The organism is Lactobacillus sp. VURO6/B1 (VP7), from assembly GCF_058139575.1.
The window spans coordinates 150611-171673 of the sequence record NZ_JBVOWJ010000002.1; the positions used below are offsets into that span (position 1 = coordinate 150611).

General features: G+C 37.3%; 17 protein-coding genes. 16 read left to right on the top strand and 1 reads right to left on the bottom strand.

Going from position 1 to position 21063, the window contains the following annotated elements:
* The first annotated feature begins 123 nt into the window (after positions 1-123).
* From rny to ACZ2M0_RS01915, 5 genes are all read left to right on the top strand, one after another.
* Entirely contained in the window at positions 124-1752 is a 1629-nt protein-coding gene (rny, locus tag ACZ2M0_RS01895; RefSeq protein ID WP_490058354.1) for a ribonuclease Y, read from the top strand.
* 156 nt (positions 1753-1908) lie between these two features.
* Complete coding sequence (locus tag ACZ2M0_RS01900) at positions 1909-2901, top strand: helix-turn-helix transcriptional regulator (RefSeq protein WP_490058305.1); 993 nt, start codon at positions 1909-1911, stop codon at positions 2899-2901.
* A gap of 16 nt (positions 2902-2917) precedes the next feature.
* On the top strand, positions 2918-4723 hold the full coding sequence (locus tag ACZ2M0_RS01905; RefSeq protein ID WP_490058306.1) for an FAD-dependent oxidoreductase: 1806 nt from the start codon (positions 2918-2920) through the stop codon (positions 4721-4723).
* A 21-nt stretch (positions 4724-4744) separates the two neighbouring features.
* Positions 4745-6541: an FAD-dependent oxidoreductase gene (locus ACZ2M0_RS01910; protein WP_490058307.1), complete on the top strand. Its 1797-nt coding sequence runs from the start codon at positions 4745-4747 to the stop codon at positions 6539-6541.
* Between the two features lie 167 nt (positions 6542-6708).
* A complete protein-coding gene (locus ACZ2M0_RS01915) occupies positions 6709-7863 on the top strand; it encodes a glycosyltransferase family 4 protein (RefSeq protein ID WP_223902519.1) in 1155 nt (384 codons plus the stop codon).
* A 121-nt stretch (positions 7864-7984) separates the two neighbouring features.
* Here the strand turns inward: ACZ2M0_RS01915 and ACZ2M0_RS01920 are convergent, their stop codons facing one another.
* Positions 7985-8647, bottom strand: a complete 663-nt coding sequence (locus ACZ2M0_RS01920; RefSeq protein WP_490058308.1) for a YigZ family protein — start codon at positions 8645-8647, stop codon at positions 7985-7987.
* 41 nt (positions 8648-8688) lie between these two features.
* On the opposite strand from ACZ2M0_RS01920, the gene ACZ2M0_RS01925 reads away from it, so the two are divergent.
* From ACZ2M0_RS01925 to ACZ2M0_RS01975, 11 genes are all read left to right on the top strand, one after another.
* On the top strand, positions 8689-9972 hold the full coding sequence (locus tag ACZ2M0_RS01925) for a helicase-related protein (RefSeq protein WP_490058309.1): 1284 nt from the start codon (positions 8689-8691) through the stop codon (positions 9970-9972).
* Positions 9973-10238: 266 nt separating this feature from the next.
* Positions 10239-10658 carry a ComF family protein gene (locus ACZ2M0_RS01930; protein ID WP_490058310.1) on the top strand — a complete coding sequence of 140 codons (420 nt, stop codon included), beginning with the start codon at positions 10239-10241 and terminating at the stop codon, positions 10656-10658.
* A 93-nt stretch (positions 10659-10751) separates the two neighbouring features.
* Complete coding sequence (gene hpf / locus ACZ2M0_RS01935; protein ID WP_046331867.1) at positions 10752-11300, top strand: ribosome hibernation-promoting factor, HPF/YfiA family; 549 nt, start codon at positions 10752-10754, stop codon at positions 11298-11300.
* 130 nt (positions 11301-11430) lie between these two features.
* Positions 11431-13830: a preprotein translocase subunit SecA gene (gene secA / locus ACZ2M0_RS01940; protein WP_490058311.1), complete on the top strand. Its 2400-nt coding sequence runs from the start codon at positions 11431-11433 to the stop codon at positions 13828-13830.
* Between the two features lie 80 nt (positions 13831-13910).
* Positions 13911-15027 (top strand): peptide chain release factor 2 gene (prfB, locus tag ACZ2M0_RS01945; RefSeq protein ID WP_490058312.1). Its coding sequence is split into 2 segments (ribosomal slippage): positions 13911-13982 and positions 13984-15027, totalling 1116 coding nucleotides; the frame shifts between segments, so codons are not numbered across the junction.
* An 8-nt stretch (positions 15028-15035) separates the two neighbouring features.
* Complete coding sequence (locus tag ACZ2M0_RS01950) at positions 15036-15311, top strand: hypothetical protein (RefSeq protein ID WP_490058313.1); 276 nt, start codon at positions 15036-15038, stop codon at positions 15309-15311.
* A gap of 17 nt (positions 15312-15328) precedes the next feature.
* Complete coding sequence (gene hprK, locus ACZ2M0_RS01955; RefSeq protein ID WP_490058314.1) at positions 15329-16291, top strand: HPr(Ser) kinase/phosphatase; 963 nt, start codon at positions 15329-15331, stop codon at positions 16289-16291.
* Positions 16288-17124 (top strand): prolipoprotein diacylglyceryl transferase, encoded by an 837-nt coding sequence (gene lgt, locus ACZ2M0_RS01960; RefSeq protein ID WP_490058315.1) that lies wholly within the window; start codon positions 16288-16290, stop codon positions 17122-17124. Before hprK ends, lgt begins: the two co-directional genes overlap by 4 nt.
* Positions 17125-17154: 30 nt before the next feature.
* Positions 17155-18174 carry an NAD(P)H-dependent glycerol-3-phosphate dehydrogenase gene (locus ACZ2M0_RS01965; protein WP_490058316.1) on the top strand — a complete coding sequence of 340 codons (1020 nt, stop codon included), beginning with the start codon at positions 17155-17157 and terminating at the stop codon, positions 18172-18174.
* A gap of 57 nt (positions 18175-18231) precedes the next feature.
* Positions 18232-19161 (top strand): thioredoxin-disulfide reductase, encoded by a 930-nt coding sequence (gene trxB / locus ACZ2M0_RS01970; RefSeq protein ID WP_223902530.1) that lies wholly within the window; start codon positions 18232-18234, stop codon positions 19159-19161.
* Between the two features lie 178 nt (positions 19162-19339).
* Positions 19340-21019, top strand: a complete 1680-nt coding sequence (locus ACZ2M0_RS01975; RefSeq protein WP_490058355.1) for a phospho-sugar mutase — start codon at positions 19340-19342, stop codon at positions 21017-21019.
* Positions 21020-21063: the final 44 nt, after the last annotated feature.

Consider the following 21063-nt stretch of genomic DNA (forward strand, 5'->3'; position numbering starts at 1 on the left):
AGACCTCGACCTGTGAAAACTGGTTGAGGTTTTTTTCATGACGTTTGACATAATCCCTGTGGTTCTTTATCATTAATATTGTGTGAATAATCTAAAAAAATAAAAAAGGCGATAGAAATCATGATGAATAAATTTTTGATTCCCGTCGCGATTGCTATTATTTCAATTATAGTAGGCATGGTTGCAGGATACGTTATACGTAAAAACATTTGGGAAAAGAAAGCCCAAAATGCTCAAAACGATGCCGATCATATTTTAACCGAAGCAAAAGCACGAGTCGATGCTGCTAAGGCAGAAGTCAATGCACAAAAGCAGGCAGCTGACGCTATCAAACAAAGTGCGCAAAACACCAAAAAAGAAAAAATTCTTGAAGCTCAAGAACAAATTCAAGATTATCGACAAAAAGTTGAAGATGAATTAAACGACAAACGTGATACAATAGCACGTGATCAAAATCGCTTAACGCAACGAGAGGATACTCTTGATCATAAAAACTCTTTGCTAAAAGAAAAAGAGGATGATTTAGCTAAAAAAGACGAACAGCTAGAAAATAAGCAAACTGAATTAACCACTAAGTTGCAAAAGGCAGATGAATTAGTCGAACAGACTACACAAAAGCTGTATGAAGTTGCTCACTTGGACAAGGAGCAAGCGCAAAAGCTTGTTTTAAATCAATTGTCAGATCAATTAGTTAAAGAACGAGCAGAAATGATTAGTAATAGTAATGCAGAAGTGAAAGCCAAGGCGGATCACTATGCACGTAAAATAATTATTGATGCTATCCAAAGCAGTTCTGCTGATACGGTAGCCGAAACCACAGTATCAGTAGTTGATTTGCCTAATGAGGAAATGAAAGGTCGAATTATCGGTCGTGAAGGGCGTAATATTAGATCTTTTGAAGCACTTACCGGAGTAGATCTAATCATTGATGATACTCCTAAAGTTGTGACACTAAGTGGTTTTGATGCCATTAGACGTGAAATTGCTAAAAGGGCAATGGAACGTTTAATTAAAGATGGAAGAATTCATCCAGCTAGAATTGAAGAAACAGTTGATAAAGCTCGTAAAGAAGTCAATGATGATATTTACGAAGCTGGCGAAAGCGCTCTAATGGAGCTGGGAATTCATAAAATGAACCCTGAACTGGTTAAAATATTGGGTAGACTTAAATACCGTACATCCTACGGCCAAAATGTTTTGGGTCACTCAATTGAAGTTGCAAAATTAGCTGGGACAATGGCTGCGGAGCTTGGATTAAATGAAAAATTAGCGGTTCGCGCGGGATTATTACACGATATTGGAAAAGCAGTCGACCATGATATTGAAGGTTCACACGTTGAAATAGGTGTGGAATTGACTAGAAAGTATCATGAGCCGGATGTGGTTGTTAATGCAATTGCAGCACACCATGGGGATGTGCCGAAACTATCATTTATTGCGGAACTGGTAGTTGCAGCGGATACAATTTCTTCTGCAAGACCTGGTGCCAGAAGCGAAAGTTTGGAAAACTACATTAGAAGACTTACTGACCTGGAAGAAATAGCTAACAGGTATGAGGGGGTTAAGCAGGCATATGCTATTCAGGCTGGACGTGAAGTTCGCGTAATGGTTGAGCCTGATAAGATTTCAGATGATCGAATTACAGTATTGGCACGAGACATACGTAACCAAATTGAAAAAGAACTTGATTACCCGGGTAATATTAAAATAACAGTTATTCGTGAAAAGCGTGCTGTAACAATTGCGAAATAAAATATAAGGTTGAATTTTAAAAATTCAGCCTTTTTTATTTGATTCTTTTTATAAATTTAACTAAAAAGTGGCGTATTTTGACATATATTATCGTAAAGAGACATATTTTGCTAAAATGAAAGGGTATACAATTAAAATTGAATGGAGGAAACTGCTGTGAATCTAAAAATAACAGTTGAGCTGAAAGATTTTTTGCAAGAGCTAGGATATCCATTTGATTCTATTTCTGGGTTACTTGATTCCAGCGTTATGGACAAATATCTCAATGCCAAGTGGATTAAGAATTCGCATGTATTTCAAGTGCTTGATAGAAAAGCAAGCGATGAACAGTTGCTAGCTTGCAGTGATGTCCGAAATTTTTACCAGTTTGTTCCTCCATATTTTGCTGCATTATCAAGCATAAACGGAATACAAGCAATTTCTCGTTTGGCAACTTACCAGCAGCTTATAGGACCAATCGAAATGGGAAGATTTAAAGAAGGTGAAAATTTAAGAATCCATATTAGATATTTAGATCAATATCGTAAATACTCACGATTTAGTTTTCTAGTTGATCAAATTTCTCTGGTTAGTCTGATTAGAGCAGGAACAAATAAAAATATTAACCCTGTGTCTATTGGTAGCAAATACAAATATGGATCAAAAATTAATAGTTATTTAGGTGTTGAAGCTCAGAATAGTTTAGACAATTATTTGGTGTTTAGAAAGTGTGATTTAGAACAACCATTTATAACTAAGAACGATGTAATGTGGAACTTTATTGAACCCGGTTTAAAAAAGTACATTAAAAAATTAAATATTAATCCTCCAATTTCAGCCGTTGTACAAAACACTCTTTTTAAGCTGATTGCTGGGGGTAATTTTCAGCTAAAAGATGTAGCAAATGAGCTAAGTATTTCTTCACGGACATTACAAAGATGGCTGCAAAATGAGGGTACTACATTTAAAAAGCAACTCAGTATTGTGCAAAAAATTTTGGCACAGAACCTACTTCAAGATAAAAATTTAAATACTGCTGAAGTAAGTTTTTTAGTCGGTTTTAATAGTGTTGCTTCATTTTATAAGGCTTTTAAAAAATGGTCTGGATTAACGGTCAGAGAGTACAGACTACAAAAAATTCTACAATCTAATAGTATTAATGCAATTTAATTTAGGAGAAAACAAAATGTTTTTAAAAGATAATGAGTCTTGGAATGTGACTTATGACGTTGTGGTAATCGGTTTTGGCGGAGCAGGTGCTACAGCAGCGCGTTTTGCTGCAGATAAGGGAGCAAAAGTCCTTTTAGTAGATAGTGCACCAGAGGGACATGAAGGTGGTAATACCAGATATTGTGGACAGATTGTTGAAGCAGGTTATGATTATGACAAGCTCAAAAAGTATTATCAAAAAATGACTGTTCCACTTGATTTAGATGAGCAGGTGCTTGAAACTTTTGTAAAAGGGATGGTTAATTTACCGGATTACTTTGAAAAATATCTGGGTGGTAAAGCATTTAGCGTAAAAAATAATCCAGGTAACAAAAATGTTGCTATGTTGGCATACATGAGTGCTGAATATCCCGAATTTGAAGGTGCAGATACAAATGACGACTTGTTAGTACATGATCAAATATTCGATGCCGCTCTTTGGAAGAAATTGCGCCAGAATGTTTTAGACCGCAGCGACAAGATTGATGTACTTTATTCAACACCGGCAAAGCATTTAATCCAGGATACGGATAAGACAATTATCGGCGTACAGATTGAAAATAAAGGCAAGCTGTTCAACGTCCAAGCAAAAAATGGTGTAGTTTTAGCGCTAGGTGGATTTGAAAATAACGAACAAATGGTGCAGGACTATTTAGGTGAAACTAATTTACTGCCATATGGGACGCTTTATAACAATGGCGATGGCATCAAAATGGCCATAGAAGTTGGTGCGGATTTATGGCACATGAATAATTATGAACCAGGTGGAACTGTTAATTTAGCTGCTCCCAAAGGCCAAAGAGCTCATAACATTATGGCTTGGAAAGCATTATTTGGCGGATCACTGATCACAGTTGGCGATGATGGGACGCGTTATGTAGCAGAAGACGATCCAACCCGTCATGGACATCGTTATAATCATGGTATTTGGAGAATTCCTTTAGCCCAAGTACATCCTCATATGATTTTTGATCAGAAGAAATACGATGAACTATTCTCAGCAGAGAATGATGAATTTCAAAAGGAAGCTTTAAGCAAAGTGGTTAAGTCAGAAACTATCGCTGACTTAGCTCAAGAAATAAAAGTTGATCCGGCAGTTTTAGAAAATACTTTGAACACGTATAATTTCTTCGTTGATCGCGGAGTTGATTACCAATGTGGACGTAAGCCAGAGTCAATGACCAAAATTGCACTTACAGGTCCGTTCTATTCGTTAGCTCAACAACACACCATGTTAAACACCCAGGGTGGCCCACGCCGAAATAAAAATGCTGAAGTATTAGATACAGATCAGAAAGTTTTGCCACACCTATATGCAGCTGGTGAACTCGGTCATATAGGAGCAAATCAATATAATGGCGGTGGCGACATGGCTGACTGCTTAATATTTGGTAAGATAGCTGGAGAAAATGCCGCCCAAATTAAAGATGAGCAAGTTGTTTCAGGTGCCAGTGTTAGTGAAAATAATGCTGATGCTGCATTTCCTGAATCGGATGTAAAAGAAGAAAGCTATTCAACTGCTGAAAATCAATATATTGGTAAATCCTCAAGTGGTATGGGCAACGAAATTATAGTGCGAGTAACAGTTGACAGTGATAAGCGTCCAAGCAATATTGAAGTTTTAAAAGAAAGCGAATCACCTGACTATGGTGAAAAAGCAATTAAGAAAATGAAAACAGAAATGCTAGCTAAGAAAACAGCTAACGTAGATGCTGTTTCTGGAGCTTCTGCATCAAGTCGTGCATTTAAAGAAGCAGTTGAATCTGCGTTGAAACAGGCTTAGATTCTAACGAAAGGATAAAAAATGGCAAATTTAAAAGATGGCATTTATCAAGGACAAGGCTCTGGTAATCGCGGTGAAGTCAAGGTTTCGGTAACAGTCAAAGACAATAAAATTACGGATGTAACAATTGATCAACAAGACGAAACTTCTGGTATAAGCACTGCTGCCTTAAAAAAAGCACCGAAGTTAATTGTTGAGCATCAGTCATATAATATTGATGCAGTCACCGGTGCAACTATTAGTTTTCAAGCTGTCCAAAAAGCAGTCAGAGATGCAGTTTCAAAGGCTGGCGATCCCAGGGGTCTTGATCAAAAAGTTGATTTGAGAAACACTGAGAAAAAGGTTAATGGTGAGGACTACCGTAACGTTAATCCAGATGATTTGCAATTTGAAGATCAAACTGATGTTTTGGTAATTGGTGCAGGTGCTGCTGGTCTTTCAGCTTCTATTACTGCCAGGCAAAAAGGTGCCTCAGTAATTTGTTTAGAATATACTTCAAGTTATATGTTGTCTGATATGACTTTATCAGGTGGTTATTACAACGCTGGTGGGGGCACTAGTTTGCAAAAATCTCAGGGAATAAAAGATACCAAGGAAAACTGGAATAATTATTTAAAAGCGGTTGGTCAAGGCTATGAAGATGCGGGCATGAGAGAAACAATCGTTGAACATGGCGCAGAAGATTATGAATGGCTGGCTGGTGAAGTTGGTGTCAATTTTCAAGAAGTCCAAGAAATTGGCAATGAAGAAGCAATGAAAGACTATGCGACTCCAGCAGCCAGGTCTCATTTAACTGTCGAAAAAAGTGGCTATGGTTTGTCAAAGCCGCTTTACAATAAGGCAAAAGCAGTTGGCACAAAATTTATTTTTAATATTACAGCTGAGAACTTAATTACTGACGAGAATAATAATGTAGTTGGTGTACATACTAATAAGGGTAACTACAGAGCTCAAAGTGTTATTATTGCTACAGCAGGCTTTTCTCGTAATAAAGAGATGCTTAAGAGTTTTGCACCTGATTTTGCTGTTGGAGAATCATATGGTTCAATCAGACAAATGGGTGATGGTATCACTATGGGTGCTGAAATTGGCGCTAAGTTAAAAAATATGTGGATGCCAATAGCCAACTCAATTGGTACGCAATCCGGTGATAATGTCTGTATCGGTCCTCTGTGTACTGCCTGGACAAAGCCTTATATTTGGATAGGCACAGATGCTAAAAGACACTTTAGGGAAGATATGTATTTTGAATATGCCTCTAAGAAAATCGCAAGTCTTGATCAAGGTTACGTTTGGTTAATTTTTGATGAAGGCATGGCAAATGAAATGCCAGCTGCTTTTTCAGCACCAGCTCCGTCACCACATTTAAAACGTGAGGTAGAAGATGGCTACTTTAAGAAAGCTGATACGATACAAGAATTAGCCCAGCAGATTAACCTAAATCCAGAGGTATTAGAGCAAACAATTAAAAAGTGGAATAATGATGTCACTAAAGGTGAAGACACAGAATTTGGTCGTCAAAAAGATTTAACAGCTTTTAAAGCACCATTTTATGCTGCTAAACTGGCTCCCTCAACTCCAGACATGGCAGGTGGACTAGCTATTAACACTAAAGCTGAAGTCTTGGACAATTTTGATCAAAAGATAGACAATCTTTATGCTGCAGGAAGTACCACAGGTGGTTGGCGCGGAATGACTTATCCTGGATGTGGAATGGGCATTACTAATGCTGTTGTTTTTGGAAGAATCGCTGGAGAAAGTGCTGCAACTAATGTCAAAGAAGAGGCTGATGCAAGTTCAGCTGCCTCTCACATGTAGTTTTTATATTTTGTGAATTAATTAGAACTGGATTCATTTGAACCCAGTTCTTTTTTGATTTTAAATAACAATTTTTTGTTAAAAAAACTAGTGTTCAATTAACCTAATTTGTGCATTTTTGTTCCAGCTTGTATAATTAAGGCAACTATAAATGAAAGTAGCCGACTATGTTTAAAATTATTGTTGAATTATTCTTTTTAGTGATTATACAAGCTGCGATCACGCCTTTTATTAGGAGATTAGCTTTTGTATTAGGTGCAGTCGACATTCCCAATAAGAGAAGGGTAAATAAGAAACCAATGCCAACGTTAGGTGGATTGGGTATTTTTGTGACCTTTAATATTGGCGCTTTTGTTTTATTGCGGGAGCAATTCCCAACTCATGAGGCTTTTAGTATACTTTTAGGATCTAGTGTGATTGTCTTGACCGGCATAATTGACGATATTATGGAGCTAAAGCCAAGGCAAAAAATGTTGGGTATTTTTATTGGCGCTCTAGTAATTTATTTCCTTGCCGGCATCAGGATGAACGTCTTAAATTTGCCCTTTCTTAATAAACAAATAAATTTAGGCTGGTGGAGTTTACCAATTACTATTTTTTGGATATTGGCCTTAACTAATGCAGTTGATTTAATTGATGGTCTTGATGGCTTGGCCGATGGGGTTTCAATGATTTCACTTATTACCATGGGGATCGTTGGTTATTTCTTCCTGCATACCGGTCAATTATACATACCTATTGGCTGTTTTATGCTTGCTGCCTGCCTATTGGGATTTTTACCTTATAACTTTCATCCCGCAAAAATATTTTTGGGTGATACAGGAGCGTTATACATTGGCTTTATGATTGCGGTATTTTCACTTAAAGGTTTAAAAAATGTGACTTTTATCTCTCTGTTAGTGCCAGTCACTATTTTAGGCGTTCCAATTACAGATACGATTTATGCCATGATTCGGCGCAAATTAAATAACCGTCCCGTTTCGCAAGCCGATAAGCATCATTTGCATCACCAACTGATGAAAATGGGTTTGACCCACAGACAAACTGTTTTAACGATTTATGCTTTGTCACTTATTTTTTCATTCATTTCTCTCTTGTTTTTGTTGTCACCAATGTGGGGAATGTGGGTTTTAATTGCTGGTCTGGCAGTTGCTTTAGAGTTTTTTGTGGAATCTATTGGTCTTTTAGGAGAAAAATATAAACCGCTGATGAATTTGACACAAAAGCTGATTAATTCTCGCAGTAAAAAAGATCCTACTGTGGAAGTTTGGCACCTCGGACAAGACAAGCCTGAGCAATTAAGAAAGAAAAAGAAAGATTAAGCTTGGAAGATACTAGTTTTAAGGTCAATTTGACTATTGCCAAAATCAATAAGAAAAAAAGAAGACAAATTCCTTGAATGTGGATTGTCTTCTTTTTTCGTATAGTTATTGAATTATGTTTTTATTGATCATGATAGTTATGTTGAGTGACAACGATTTCGTTATATCTTTTGGGAAGAAAAATAAACTGTACTTTGCCGGACAAAATATTGGTAAGATCATTTTCTAAATTCTCTAATTTGTTTTCATCAATGTAAATTGAAATTGTCACGCTGACGCCATAGTCAATATTGTCAATAAAGATTTTTTGTTGTTTAAGATAATGCTGGACCTCATCGAATTTATTATACTCAATTTCGAATTTAACACCTTGTTGCTGAACGCGTTTAACTACACCTACAGCTTCGGCTGCCTTAGTCACACTATTAGAATATGCCCGGATCAATCCTCCAGCTCCCAATTTTATTCCGCCAAAATAGCGCGTAACTACTGCAGTGACATTTTTAAGTTTCATTAACTGCAAGGCTTTTAATTCGGGAACTCCGGCCGTACCAGAGGGTTCACCGTTGTCGCTGGCTTTGACGTGCTCATCATTGAGGCCAATAGTATAAGCAAAAGTGTTATGAGTAGCATCACGATATTTGTTAGAAACAGCTGCAATTGCTTTTTCAGCTTCTTCAACGGTTGAGGTCCTAATTAGAGTCGTAATAAAGCGACTTTTTTTAATCGTTAATTCGTGATGGCCATTTTCTTTAATGGTCAAATAATTTTCTTTTTCATTCAAAAAAATCAGCCCTTTTTGCGTATTTATCATTGGAGGACAAAATGGAAAGTATTTCAAATCTTGCAGGCCGCCAATGGCTTAGTAGTCAAATGGATTTTAGCACAAAGGATGGCTTAACCAAAGTCGAGGCAATTAAAAATGGTCGCTGTTTGCGCTGCAATGCAAGGGTTTATGCCAAATTGCCCAGTGGCAAAAAATATTGCCGGGCGTGCATTGGTCTGGGAAGAATCGTGGAAGGCGATTATTTAATTCGCAATGAACAAAGAATAAATTTCTCGCTCAAAGCAAATGGTGGATTAACGTGGAAGGGCGAACTAACCTCACTACAGTCTGCAATTGCACGTAAATTAACTAAAAATTATGTAGATGGTCGAGATTCACTAGTCCATGCAGTAACCGGTGCAGGAAAAACAGAAATGTTATTTCCGTTAATAGCACATTGTTTGGCAGAAGGAAAAAGATGTTGTATAGCCACGCCAAGAATTGATGTTGTAAACGAATTATATCCGCGTTTTCAAAAAGCTTTTAGTGAAATTAAGATCGGTAAATATCATGGCCGTGAGTATCAAGAGCCAGGCCTAGAACAATTAACTATTTGTACGACACACCAATTATTAAAGTTTTTTCATGCTTTTGATCTACTGGTTATTGATGAAGCTGATTCTTTTCCCTATGCCCATAATTCAGAATTACATTTTGCAGCGAAAAATGCGGTTAGTGCTAATGGTCAACGCGTTTACTTAACTGCAACGCCTACTAAAGACTTATTAGTATCTGTAGAAGAAGGTAAATTACGCAAACTAAAGCTGAAAAGAAGGTTCCATGGAAATCTTTTACCTGTACCAAAAGAAAAATTGTTTCTCCGTCCTTTTCTGCACCAAAACAAAATCAATGTTAGACTCATTAAAGAAATTGTGAAAGTTATACAAGCAGGCCACCCACTACTGCTTTTTGTACCTCGTATTGATCAAATAAAACTTTATGTTGATGCCTTAAAAAAGGATCCAAAACTTAGTAAGATTGAGATTTCTGGGGTTCATGCAAACGATACAGATAGAATTGAAAAGGTTGAAAAGTTTCGGGCAGGAAAAATTCAGTTGTTAGTGACGACTACAATATTGGAACGAGGCGTTACTTTTAACCATGTCTGGGTAATTGTTGTTCAAGCGGATGATAAAATTTATTCTGCATCGAGCCTAGTACAAATAGCTGGCAGAGTAGGTCGGGCTAAAACAGATCCCAGTGGTTTAGTTTTATTTTGTTATCATAAATACACTAACAGTATTCGTGATGCGATGAAACAAATTCGTGAGATGAACAAATGAGAAGGTGCTTACTGTGCGGTCAGTTTTTTGTTGCTAAAGTGACATTTGTAGAATTATTCTCTTGGAACAAGCAGGAAGCCAAATGCATCTGTTCTAATTGTCAAAGTAAATATATGCGGATTCCTGATAAACACTGTCCAATTTGCTTTGGCAAATTGAGCCAAGATAAATTTTGTTCAGATTGCATTAAATGGCAGAAAATATACGGACAAAAATTATTAAAAAATCATTCCGTATATTTATATAATAGGTCTTTTCATGATCTAATGGTTAATTATAAGCGGTATGGCGATTATGCTTTGCACAAAGTACTACATGATTTATGTCTGGAAGATCTGGCTAAATTTAAAGCTGATCTTTATGTTCCCGTGCCCACTTCTCCAGAGCATCTTGCACAAAGGCAATTTGATACTATTAGTTCAATTTATGGTAATCTTGTTTCATTAACCCATGTATTGGGTAAGAAGGCAGGACTAGGTGCACAAGGAGAAAAAAATCGCGCAGAAAGATTGAGAAGTGAGCAAAGTTTTTTTGTTAAGAAAAACTTTACGATTAACTTTCAGAAATGCAAGATACTTTTATTAGATGATATTTATACTACGGGCAGAACGCTTTATCATGCACGGGATGCACTGGCAGAAGTTTTCCCTAATGCAAAAATTAGTAGTTTTACCTTATGCAGATAAAACTAAATTGTTCAGCGCTTTCATGTTTTGTTATAATTTTGCTATAATATAGGTAACATAAGACTGCAAAAGCAGTTGAAAGGAGAATCTCATATGTTAAAGTATAATGTCCGTGGTGAAAATATTGAGGTAACTGATGCTTTAAGAAGTTATGTTGAAAAGCGCTTGAAAAAATTGGAAAAGTATTTCGATTTGAATCAAGATATGATTGCCCACGTTAATTTAAAGGTGTATCGTGATCACAAGGCTAAAGTTGAGGTAACTATACCACTGCCATACTTAGTATTGAGAGCTGAAGAAACTACTGACGACATGTATCGCAGTATTGATTTTGTTTCTGAAAAACTTGAAAGACAAATTAGAAAATATAAGACCCGTGTGAACCGTAAGAGTCGTGAAAAAGGCATTAATGACTTCTTTGTTGAAAGTGCCGAAGAAGAAACCAAAGACAAAGAGAGTAAAGAATTTTCTATTGTGCGCAATAAGCAAATCGGCTTAAAACCCATGAGTCCTGAAGAAGCTATTTTGCAAATGAATATGCTTGAGCATGACTTCTTTGTTTTCCAAGACGGTGAAACTAACGGCACAAGTGTTGTCTATCGTAGAAATGATGGCCGTTATGGTTTGATTGAAACAAAATAAGAATAGTATTATCAAACAAGGGCCCCACATTTAGTGTGAGGTTTTTGTTTTGTTTATTTTTCATTTGGCGGCAATCATGGTAAAATTATCATGTGTTTTTATACTTTAACTACATATAAGGATCGATTAAATGGTAAACATTTTAAAGAAACTATACAATAACGATAAAAGAGAACTGAAAAAGTTTGAAAAAATTGCCAGTAAAGTTGAAAGTCATGCAGAAGAGTATGGCCAACTTTCTGATGAAGAATTGCAGGCAAAAACGCCTGAATTTCGTGACCGGATAAAAAATGGTGAGAGCTTAGACTCACTTTTACCTGAAGCCTTTGCGGTTGCTCGCGAAGGAGCTAAAAGAGTTTTAGGCCTTTATCCATTTCATGTGCAGGTTCTGGGTGGAATTGCGCTGCATTATGGTAACATCGCTGAAATGATGACAGGTGAAGGTAAGACTTTGACTGCAACCATGCCAGTATATTTGAACGCATTAACTGGAAAAGGTGTTCATGTTGTTACTGTCAACGAATACTTGTCCAGTCGTGACGCTGAAGAAATGGGCCAGTTGTATAAATGGCTTGGTTTAACTGTTGGTCTTAATCTGAACGCAATGTCTCCAGATGAAAAACGAGAAGCATATAGCTGTGACGTTACTTATTCCACTAACGGTGAACTTGGCTTTGACTATTTGCGTGATAACATGGTTGTTTACAAAGAACAAATGGTTCAGCGTAAACTTAACTATGCCATTATCGATGAGGTTGACTCAATTTTAATTGATGAAGCTAGAACACCATTAATTATTTCCGGTGAAGCTGAACAAGCTAACGGTGACTATATTCGTGCTGACCGCTTTGTCAAAACTCTTCAAGAAGATAAGAGTGACGATGATGCAGACGATGACAAGGATTATGGTGATTACAAGATTGATTGGCCTACCAAGACTATTTCTTTAACTAGAACTGGTATTCAGAAAGCTTGTGATCATTTTGGACTTAAAAATTTATACGACGTTGAGAATCAAAAACTGGTGCACCATATTGACCAAGCTTTAAGAGCAAATTACATTATGCTTAAAGATATTGACTATGTTGTCCAAGACGGTGAAGTCTTAATTGTTGACTCGTTTACTGGTCGTGTGATGCAGGGTCGGCGCTATTCTGATGGTTTGCACCAAGCTATTGAGGCAAAAGAAGGAGTAAAGATTCAAGAAGAATCCAAGACCCAGGCTACAATTACCTTCCAGAACTTCTTTAGAATGTATAAAAAACTTGCCGGTATGACAGGTACTGCTAAAACTGAAGAAGAAGAGTTCCGTGAAATTTACAATATGCAGGTTATTACTATTCCGACTAACCGCCCGTTAATTAGAATAGATAATCCTGATATTCTTTATCCAACTTTGTCATCGAAGTTTGCGGCAGTTGTTAATGAAATAAAAGAGCGTCATGCAAAAGGACAGCCAGTGCTAGTTGGTACAGTTGCGGTTGAAAGTTCTGAACGACTCAGTAATTTACTGGACAAAGAAGGAATACCGCATGCAGTTTTAAATGCCAAAAACCATGCTAAAGAAGCTCAGATCATTATGAATGCTGGTCAACGTGGTGCCGTAACTATTGCGACTAACATGGCTGGTCGTGGTACTGACATTAAACTAGGACCTGGTGTCAAAGAACTAGGTGGACTGTCTGTTATCGGTACTGAGCGCCATGAATCACGCAGAATTGATAATCAGCTCCGTGGCCGTTCCGGTCGTCAGGGTGACCCTGGTGTTACGCGTTTTTATCTTTCACTTGAAGACGATTTGATGAAACGTTTTGGTGGCGATAGAGTCAAAGATTTCCTCGACCGGTTATCTGATAATGATGATGACAAGGTAATTGAAAGTCGTTTGATTACCAGACAAGTTGAGTCTGCTCAAAAGCGGGTTGAAGGTAATAACTACGATACTCGTAAGCAAACTCTGCAATATGATGATGTTATGCGTATTCAACGTGAAATTATTTACGGTGAACGGATGCAGGTTATTGGTGAAGAAAAGTCACTTAAGGATGTTTTAATTCCAATGATTAGGCGTACCATTAATAGTCAAGTAGATATGTTTACGCAAGGTGATCGCAGCAAATGGCGTCTTGATTCTCTGCGTGACTTTATTTCTTCCAGTTTAACTAATGAAGAAGAAACAGATGCAATTGATTTCAAAACAATTACCGTATCTGACTTAAAGCAAAAATTATATGATCTTGTTGAAGCCAATTATGAAGAAAAAGAAGAAATTTTAGCTGATCCTTCTGAAATGCTTGAATTTGAAAAAGTCGTTATCTTGCGGGTAGTTGATGATCGCTGGACTGATCATATAGATGCAATGGATCAATTAAGGCAATCAATTAGTCTGCGTGGTTACGGTCAACTTAACCCGTTAGTTGAATACCAGGATTCTGGTTACAACATGTTTGAAGAAATGATTTCAAATATTGAGTTTGATGTAACTCGTTTATTTATGAAAGCTGAAATTAGACAAAATCTTAGTCGTTAATAGTTAAGATGAAGAGAAAGCAGCTGCTTTCTCTTTTTTACTGAAATTTTATTAAAAAATAAAGGAGCTATTTTTAAAAGATGGAAATAAGTGTAATTCAAAATGAATTAGATAGTTTAAATAAGCGGTTAGACCACTTTAGGAGGTCTCTTTGACTTAGATTCAATAACTGAAAATATTATTGCTAATGAAAATAAGATGCAGGACCCGTCTTTTTGGGATGATCAAGAAAAAGCGCAAAGCCTAATCGGTGAGACAAACTTGTTAAAAGAAAAACGCGATTCTTTTGATAAATTAAAGTCTGATTATGAAAATGAAATAACAGCAGTAGAATTGTTGCGGGATGAACCTGATAGTGACTTACAAAAAGAAGTTGAAACTGATTTACAACAGTTGCAGACTGAATTTCATGATTACGAATTAGATTTGCTCTTATCCGGTAAATATGATAGTCATAATGCCCTAATTGAAATTCATCCTGGTGCTGGTGGTACTGAGGCTATGGACTGGGGGCAAATGCTGCTTAGAATGTATCAGCGTTATGCTGATATTAGGAATTTCAAGTTTGAAATTAATAACTACGAGCCTGGAGAAGAAGCAGGTCTTAAAAGTGTCAGTGCAAAGATTACAGGAAAAAATGCTTATGGCTTATTGAAGTCAGAAAACGGTGTTCACCGATTAGTCAGAATCTCACCTTTTGATTCAGCTAAAAGAAGACATACTTCCTTTGCTTCTGTTGAGGTTATCCCGGAAATTGATGACAGTATTAAGGTCGACATCAATCCTAAGGACCTTCGCATTGACGTTTACCGCTCAAGTGGTGCTGGTGGTCAGCATATCAATAAAACTTCCAGTGCCGTTAGAATCACTCACTTGCCAACAGGAATCGTAACTACATCTCAGGCACAGCGTTCTCAGTTGCAAAATAGGGAAACTGCGATGAATGAATTACGAGCAAAATTGTTTCATTTAGAAGAAGAAAAGAAACGTAAGCATAAACAGGAACTTAAAGGTGACCAAAAAGAAATTGGCTGGGGTTCACAAATAAGATCCTATGTTTTTCATCCTTATAATTTGGTTAAAGATTTGCGCACAGGCTATGAAACTTCTGATACAAGTGGTGTAATGGATGGTAAGCTGCAACCATTTGTATATGCATATTTGCAATGGCTTTTAAGTCAGGAAAACCCGGAGTAGGTGATTAGATGAGTTTTTGGGGAATTGTTTGTTTAGTTTTACTGGCCATAGTTATTTTGGGAGTCCTTTTTGCCATATTCCACTTATTTTTCATGATATTGCCCGCGGCTCTAGTAATTATTGGTATCATATGGTTGATCAACCACTTTACTAAAAATGATGAAAGTAAGAGCAGAAATTCTGGTTCTAGTCCTTATAACTGGGAAAACTGGAACCAAAATAATGAAGCTAGACCAAAGCGTAAAAAAGTACGAGATGCTAAAACTAAAGATGTCGACAAGTAATAAAGAGGCATTTTAAAATGACAAATGCGGTCAAATTAAGAAATTTAATTCGTGATAATAAAATTGTCCACGTTGTTCAAGGAAAGCAATATATTAAGGATAAAGAGATTGTAGTGTCTGATATTTACAGACCAGGATTGGAATTGACAGGATACTTTGATTTTTATCCGCGCCAGCGTATTCAGCTATTGGGTCGCACAGAAATTTCTTATGCTGCTAGGTTAGATCATGATAGCCTGGTCCAGGTTTTTAATAAACTCTGCACTCCTGATACGCCGTGCTTTTTTGTGTCACGTTCTTTGCGCATTCCACCTGAATTAGCTCAAGCTGCCGATGCAGCCCAAATTCCAATCCTTTCTTCACCTGAATCAACCACTTATGTTTCTAGTATTTTAACGGAATATTTGCGGGAACGTCTGGCTGTTCGTGATACGATTCACGGGGTTTTAATTGAAGTCAAGGGCATGGGTGTCCTTTTAACCGGTGATTCGGGTGTTGGAAAATCAGAAACTGCCTTGGGTTTGATTCACCGTGGGCATCGTTTAATTGCCGATGATCGGGTTGATGTCTATCAAAAAGATGTTGAAACGGTCATGGGTGAAGCACCGGCCATTTTAAAGCACTTAATGGAGATTCGCGGCATTGGCATTATTGACGTCATGGACTTATTTGGTGTTGGAGCCGTTAAAAATCGTGAAAGTATTCAACTAGTAATCAAACTTGTCAATTGGGATAATAAGGCAAATTACGATCGTTTAGGCTTTGAAGAGAGTAAACGTGATATTTGCAATGTTGAAGTGCCACAAATTACTATTCCAGTTAAAGTAGGCCGCAACATGGAAGACATTATTGAAATTGCCACAATGAATTTCCGTGCCAAAAGGAGTGGATACAACGCCACGAAAACTTTCGATAATAACTTAACGAAGTTAATTAAGAAAAACTCTAAAGAAGATTCAGCAAAGGATAAGAATAAATGACATTGACCATTAGTCCAGTAGCATTTAAATTAGGAAACCTAAGTGTCAAATGGTATGGCGTCATCATGGCAGTGGCAATTATTTTAGCTGTATCAATGGCAATTGTTGAGGGACGCAAACGACAAATTGCAAGTGACGACTTCATGGATTTGCTGTTATGGGCTGTTCCTATTGGATATGTTGGCGCGCGAATTTATTATGTTATCTTTGAGTGGAATTATTACTCCCAGCATCTCGATCAGATAATTGCTATTTGGAATGGTGGTATTGCTATCTATGGCGGCCTGCTAGCTGGTTTGGCAGTTCTTTTGGTATTTTGTTATAAAAGGATGCTGCCGCCATTTTTGATGTTGGATGTCATTACCCCGGGTGTAATGGCGGCTCAGATATTAGGACGCTGGGGGAATTTTATTAACCAGGAAGCCCATGGTGAGCCAACTACCCTTGCATTTTTACAAAGCTTGCATTTGCCTAATTTTATTATTAGCCAAATGAAAATTGGTGGGATCTACTACCAGCCAACTTTTTTATATGAATCTTTTTTTAATTTGATTGGTTTGTTAATAATATTGTTTTTGCGGCATAAAAAGCATTTATTCAAACAGGGTGAAATATTTATGCTTTATTTGGCATGGTATGCTGTGGTGCGCTTTTTTGTGGAAGGGATGCGGACGGACAGTCTTTATTTAATGGGTTCAGTTCGAGTCTCACAACTGCTTAGTTTAATACTATTCGCTGTGGTCATAGGGCTATTTATTTATCGCAGAAAAGTAATTAAACCCAGATGGTATCTTGACGGCAGCGGTTTGAAGTACCCTTATAGTCGGGATTAAATAATTGTTTTAAGTGAAAGAGAGTTACAAATGACAAAAATTGCAGTTTTAGGAGCAGGTTCATGGGGCACGGTTCTGGGATCGATGCTTGCTGATAAAGGTTATGAAATCGTATTGTACGGCAATAACGCAAAAGTTAATGATGAAGTTAATCAGCATCATACTAATGAGCATTACATGAAGAATTGGCAGGTAAATGAGACAGTAACTGCAACGGGTGATTTAAAACAAGCATTAAAGGCTGCAGAAATTGTTTTATTTGTCCTGCCCACTCAAGCTATTCGCAGTGTTGCCCAAAATGTAAGCAAGGTGTTAAAACAGATCAAGGCAAAACCACTTTTAGTTACTGCTACTAAGGGTATTGAACCGGGATCCAAAAAATTGATTTCCGAAATTTTAACAGAAGAAATTTATCCTGATGATGAAGATAAAATTGTAGCAATTTCAGGACCAAGTCATGCAGAAAGTGTAGCTCAAAAAGATTTAACTGCAATTTCATGTGCTTCAACAAGTAGGGAAAATGCGCAAAAAGTTCAGCAGTTATTTTCAAATGATTATTTCCGCCTTTATACAAATAGTGACTTGATTGGTGTTGAAGTGGCTGGAGCAGTTAAGAATGTTATTGCCATTGCAGCAGGTATTTTAGTAGGAAAACACTATGGTGATGATGCTAAAGCGGCTCTAATGACGCGTGGTTTAGCTGAAATTACGCGTTTAGGAGTCAATTATTTTGGTGCCGACCCGATGACTTTTAGCGGACTTTCCGGAATAGGTGATTTAATCGTTACCTGTACGTCAGTTAATTCCCGCAATTGGCGTTGTGGTAAACAATTAGGTGAAGGAAAGAGTCTTGACTATATATTGCAGAACATGGGCCAAGTTGTAGAGGGTGCGACAACGGTAAAAGCTGTGCATGAATTATGTCAAGAAAAGCAGATCGATATGCCAATCAGTGAAGCAATTTATCGTGTTTTATACCAAAATTCTAATGTTGATGATGAAATTACCAGGATGATGGGCAGGAGCCCTAAACAAGAAATTAGACTTTAGCAGGCAATTTGTTGTAACATTACTTACGAAAAATAAGAAAGTACTGGGGGTAAAACTATGACGGAAAAATATGATGTGATCATTATTGGAGCAGGGCCGGGTGGCTTAACTGCCGCTCTTTATGCTTCTCGTGCAAATCTGTCAGTTCTGATGCTTGATCGCGGTTTGTATGGTGGGCAAATGAATAACACCGATGCGATTGATAATTATCCTGGTTTCAGTGAAATAAAAGGACCTGAGCTAGGCGAAAAAATGTATAATTCAATCATGAAATTTGGTGCCAAATTTGAGTATGGCGATGTTCAAACAGTAACCATAGATGGAGACCAGAAAATCGTAAAAACAGATACAGGTGAATATAGTGCTCCTGCTTTGATTATTGCTACTGGGGCTGATCATCGTCATTTAGGAGTCCCTGGTGAAGATGAATATTCTGGTAAAGGTGTTTCTTATTGTGCAGTTTGTGATGCAGCCTTTTTTAAGGACGAAGACATTGCTGTTATTGGTGGTGGCGATTCGGCAATTGAAGAAGGAATCTATTTAGCACAAAGTGCTAAATCAGTTACGGTTATCCATCGTCGTGATCAGTTACGGGCACAGCCGACTTTACAAAAACGTGCTTTCGCCAATTCCAAAATGCACTTTATTTGGAATGGTTTGACCGAATCTATTGATGGCGATGGTGAAAAGGTTACAGGAGTGACATATAAAGATAAAGAAACAGGAGAAGAAAAACATTTGCAAACTCGTGGTGTCTTTATCTATGTCGGGGTTATTCCTCAAACAGCCCCATTTAAAGACTTAGGCATAACTGATGAAAAGGGTTGGATTCCAACTGATGAACATATGAGAACTAAAGTTGATGGCATCTTTGCCTTAGGTGATGTACGTGCTAAAGACTTGCGTCAGATTGCTAATGCAGTTGGTGATGGCAGTATTGCTGGCCAAGAGGCTTATAATTATCTCCAAGACTTAAATGATCGTTAAATATAAAGACTAAAAAAAGAATTCATTTAAATTGAATTCTTTTTTTATTTTTACGGCTAGCAATAATGATAAATGCTAGAATAGAATCTATGAAACCGAATTTATTGCTAGAAAAAAGGGGTACTTTACCGAAATGAAAGCTGAAAAAACATTTCAAGAATGGCAAAATGCACACAACATGCCAAATTACTTGCAAGCACAGTTAGCAAAACTGGGTCAGGATCCCAAATGGATTGAAGATGCATTTGGCCAGGATATTAACTTTGGTACTGCTGGGATGCGTGGCAGACTTGAGCCTGGGACCAATCGTATTAATTTATATACTGTGGGTCGAATGACCGAAGGATTGGCCCGGCTGATCGATGAAAAGGGTGAAAAAGCTCAAAAAAGAGGTGTAGTGATCTCTTTTGATTCTCGCTACCATTCCCGCGAATTTGCGGAACAGGCAGCGCAAATTTTAGGAGCCCATAATATTCATGTTTATCTCTTTGATGATTTAAGACCAACACCTGAATTATCATTTGCTGTTAGGTACTTACATGCTGCAGCCGGAATTAATATTACTGCTTCTCATAATGCCAAACAATATAATGGTTACAAGGTTTATGGTGCCGATGGCGCCCAAATGGGTCCTGAAGATGCAGAGCGTGTTTTTGAATACTCCCAAAAAGTAACTAATATATTTACAGTTAATAGCGCATCGGTAACTCAACTTCGTGCTCAGGGAATTTTACAGTTAATTGGAGAAGATCTTGACGAGGCATATTTAGCTGAACTGAAAACTGTAAATGTTAATACTGAACTTATAGAGCAAAATGCAAATAGGCTAACCATTATTTACACTCCTTTGCATGGCACAGGCAAAATACTTTATGAACGCGCTTTTAGACAAAATGGTTTTAGTAAAGTAATACCCGTTCCTAGTCAGGCAATCATCGATCCGGAATTTCCCACTACTAAAAAACCAAATCCAGAATACCGCGATGTTTTTGATCCAGGGATTAAGCTGGCAAATGAAAAAAAAGCCGATTTAATCATTGCCACTGACCCTGATGCAGATCGTATGGGTGCTTGTGTGCGCACAAAAAATGGTGGTTTTCAAGTATTAACGGGTAATCAAATTGCTACCTTGATGATTTATTATTTATTAGTTAATTTGAAAAATAATGGCCAACTCACCAGTGATTATGAATTAATTACTTCTATAGTTTCGAGTAGTATGCCACTTAAAATTGCAGAGGACTTTGGTATCAAAACAAAATCAGTTTTGACGGGTTTTAAATTTATTGGCGAAGAAATTGATCGCATGAATAAAATGCACGACGGCAAATTTTTAATGGGCTTTGAAGAAAGCTATGGTTACCTTTTTAAACCATTTGCTCGAGATAAAGATGCTATGCAGGGAGCGCTAATGTTTGCTGAAGTAGCCTCTTATTATACCTCAAGGAAGATGACAGTCCTAGACGGTTTGAATGAAATCTGGCAAAAATATGGCACATCCTATGAAATTACTAAAGCTATAGAGATGCCAGGAATTGGTGGACAAAAGAAAATGGCGGAATTAATGGCAAAATTGCGTTCTGAAAATTTACCAGAAATAAATGGAGTGCCAGTCGTTAAAATTCAAGACTTTTTGAAGCAGCAGGAATTTAATAAAGATGGCGCTAAACCAATGAGTGACTTACCTAAATCAAATGTATTGAAGTACTTTTTAGCTGATGAAACTTGGCTAGCTTTGAGGCCGTCCGGTACAGAACCTGTGATTAAGGCCTATGTTGGAGTAAATAAACCAGACATTGCGACTGCACATGAAGCAGCCGCAAGTTATCAAAAAGCATTGGCAAAACTGTTAAAATAAAACAAAAAGGATGCGAAAATACGTTCGAAAGTGTAAAATATAAT

Excerpts from the sequence above, each read along its gene's own strand:
- hpf (WP_046331867.1), top strand. The coding sequence starts at position 10,752 with ATGTTAAAGTATAATGTCCGTGGTGAAAATATTGAGGTAACTGATGCT.
- ACZ2M0_RS01950 (WP_490058313.1), top strand. The coding sequence starts at position 15,036 with ATGAGTTTTTGGGGAATTGTTTGTTTAGTTTTACTGGCCATAGTTATT.
- rny (WP_490058354.1), top strand. The coding sequence starts at position 124 with ATGAATAAATTTTTGATTCCCGTCGCGATTGCTATTATTTCAATTATA.
- secA (WP_490058311.1), top strand. The coding sequence starts at position 11,431 with ATGGTAAACATTTTAAAGAAACTATACAATAACGATAAAAGAGAACTG.
- ACZ2M0_RS01965 (WP_490058316.1), top strand. The coding sequence starts at position 17,155 with ATGACAAAAATTGCAGTTTTAGGAGCAGGTTCATGGGGCACGGTTCTG.
- ACZ2M0_RS01975 (WP_490058355.1), top strand. The coding sequence starts at position 19,340 with ATGCCAAATTACTTGCAAGCACAGTTAGCAAAACTGGGTCAGGATCCC.
- lgt (WP_490058315.1), top strand. The coding sequence starts at position 16,288 with ATGACATTGACCATTAGTCCAGTAGCATTTAAATTAGGAAACCTAAGT.
- ACZ2M0_RS01915 (WP_223902519.1), top strand. The coding sequence starts at position 6,709 with ATGTTTAAAATTATTGTTGAATTATTCTTTTTAGTGATTATACAAGCT.
- ACZ2M0_RS01905 (WP_490058306.1), top strand. The coding sequence starts at position 2,918 with ATGTTTTTAAAAGATAATGAGTCTTGGAATGTGACTTATGACGTTGTG.
- ACZ2M0_RS01930 (WP_490058310.1), top strand. The coding sequence starts at position 10,239 with ATGGTTAATTATAAGCGGTATGGCGATTATGCTTTGCACAAAGTACTA.
- trxB (WP_223902530.1), top strand. The coding sequence starts at position 18,232 with ATGACGGAAAAATATGATGTGATCATTATTGGAGCAGGGCCGGGTGGC.
- ACZ2M0_RS01910 (WP_490058307.1), top strand. The coding sequence starts at position 4,745 with ATGGCAAATTTAAAAGATGGCATTTATCAAGGACAAGGCTCTGGTAAT.
- ACZ2M0_RS01925 (WP_490058309.1), top strand. The coding sequence starts at position 8,689 with ATGGAAAGTATTTCAAATCTTGCAGGCCGCCAATGGCTTAGTAGTCAA.
- hprK (WP_490058314.1), top strand. The coding sequence starts at position 15,329 with ATGACAAATGCGGTCAAATTAAGAAATTTAATTCGTGATAATAAAATT.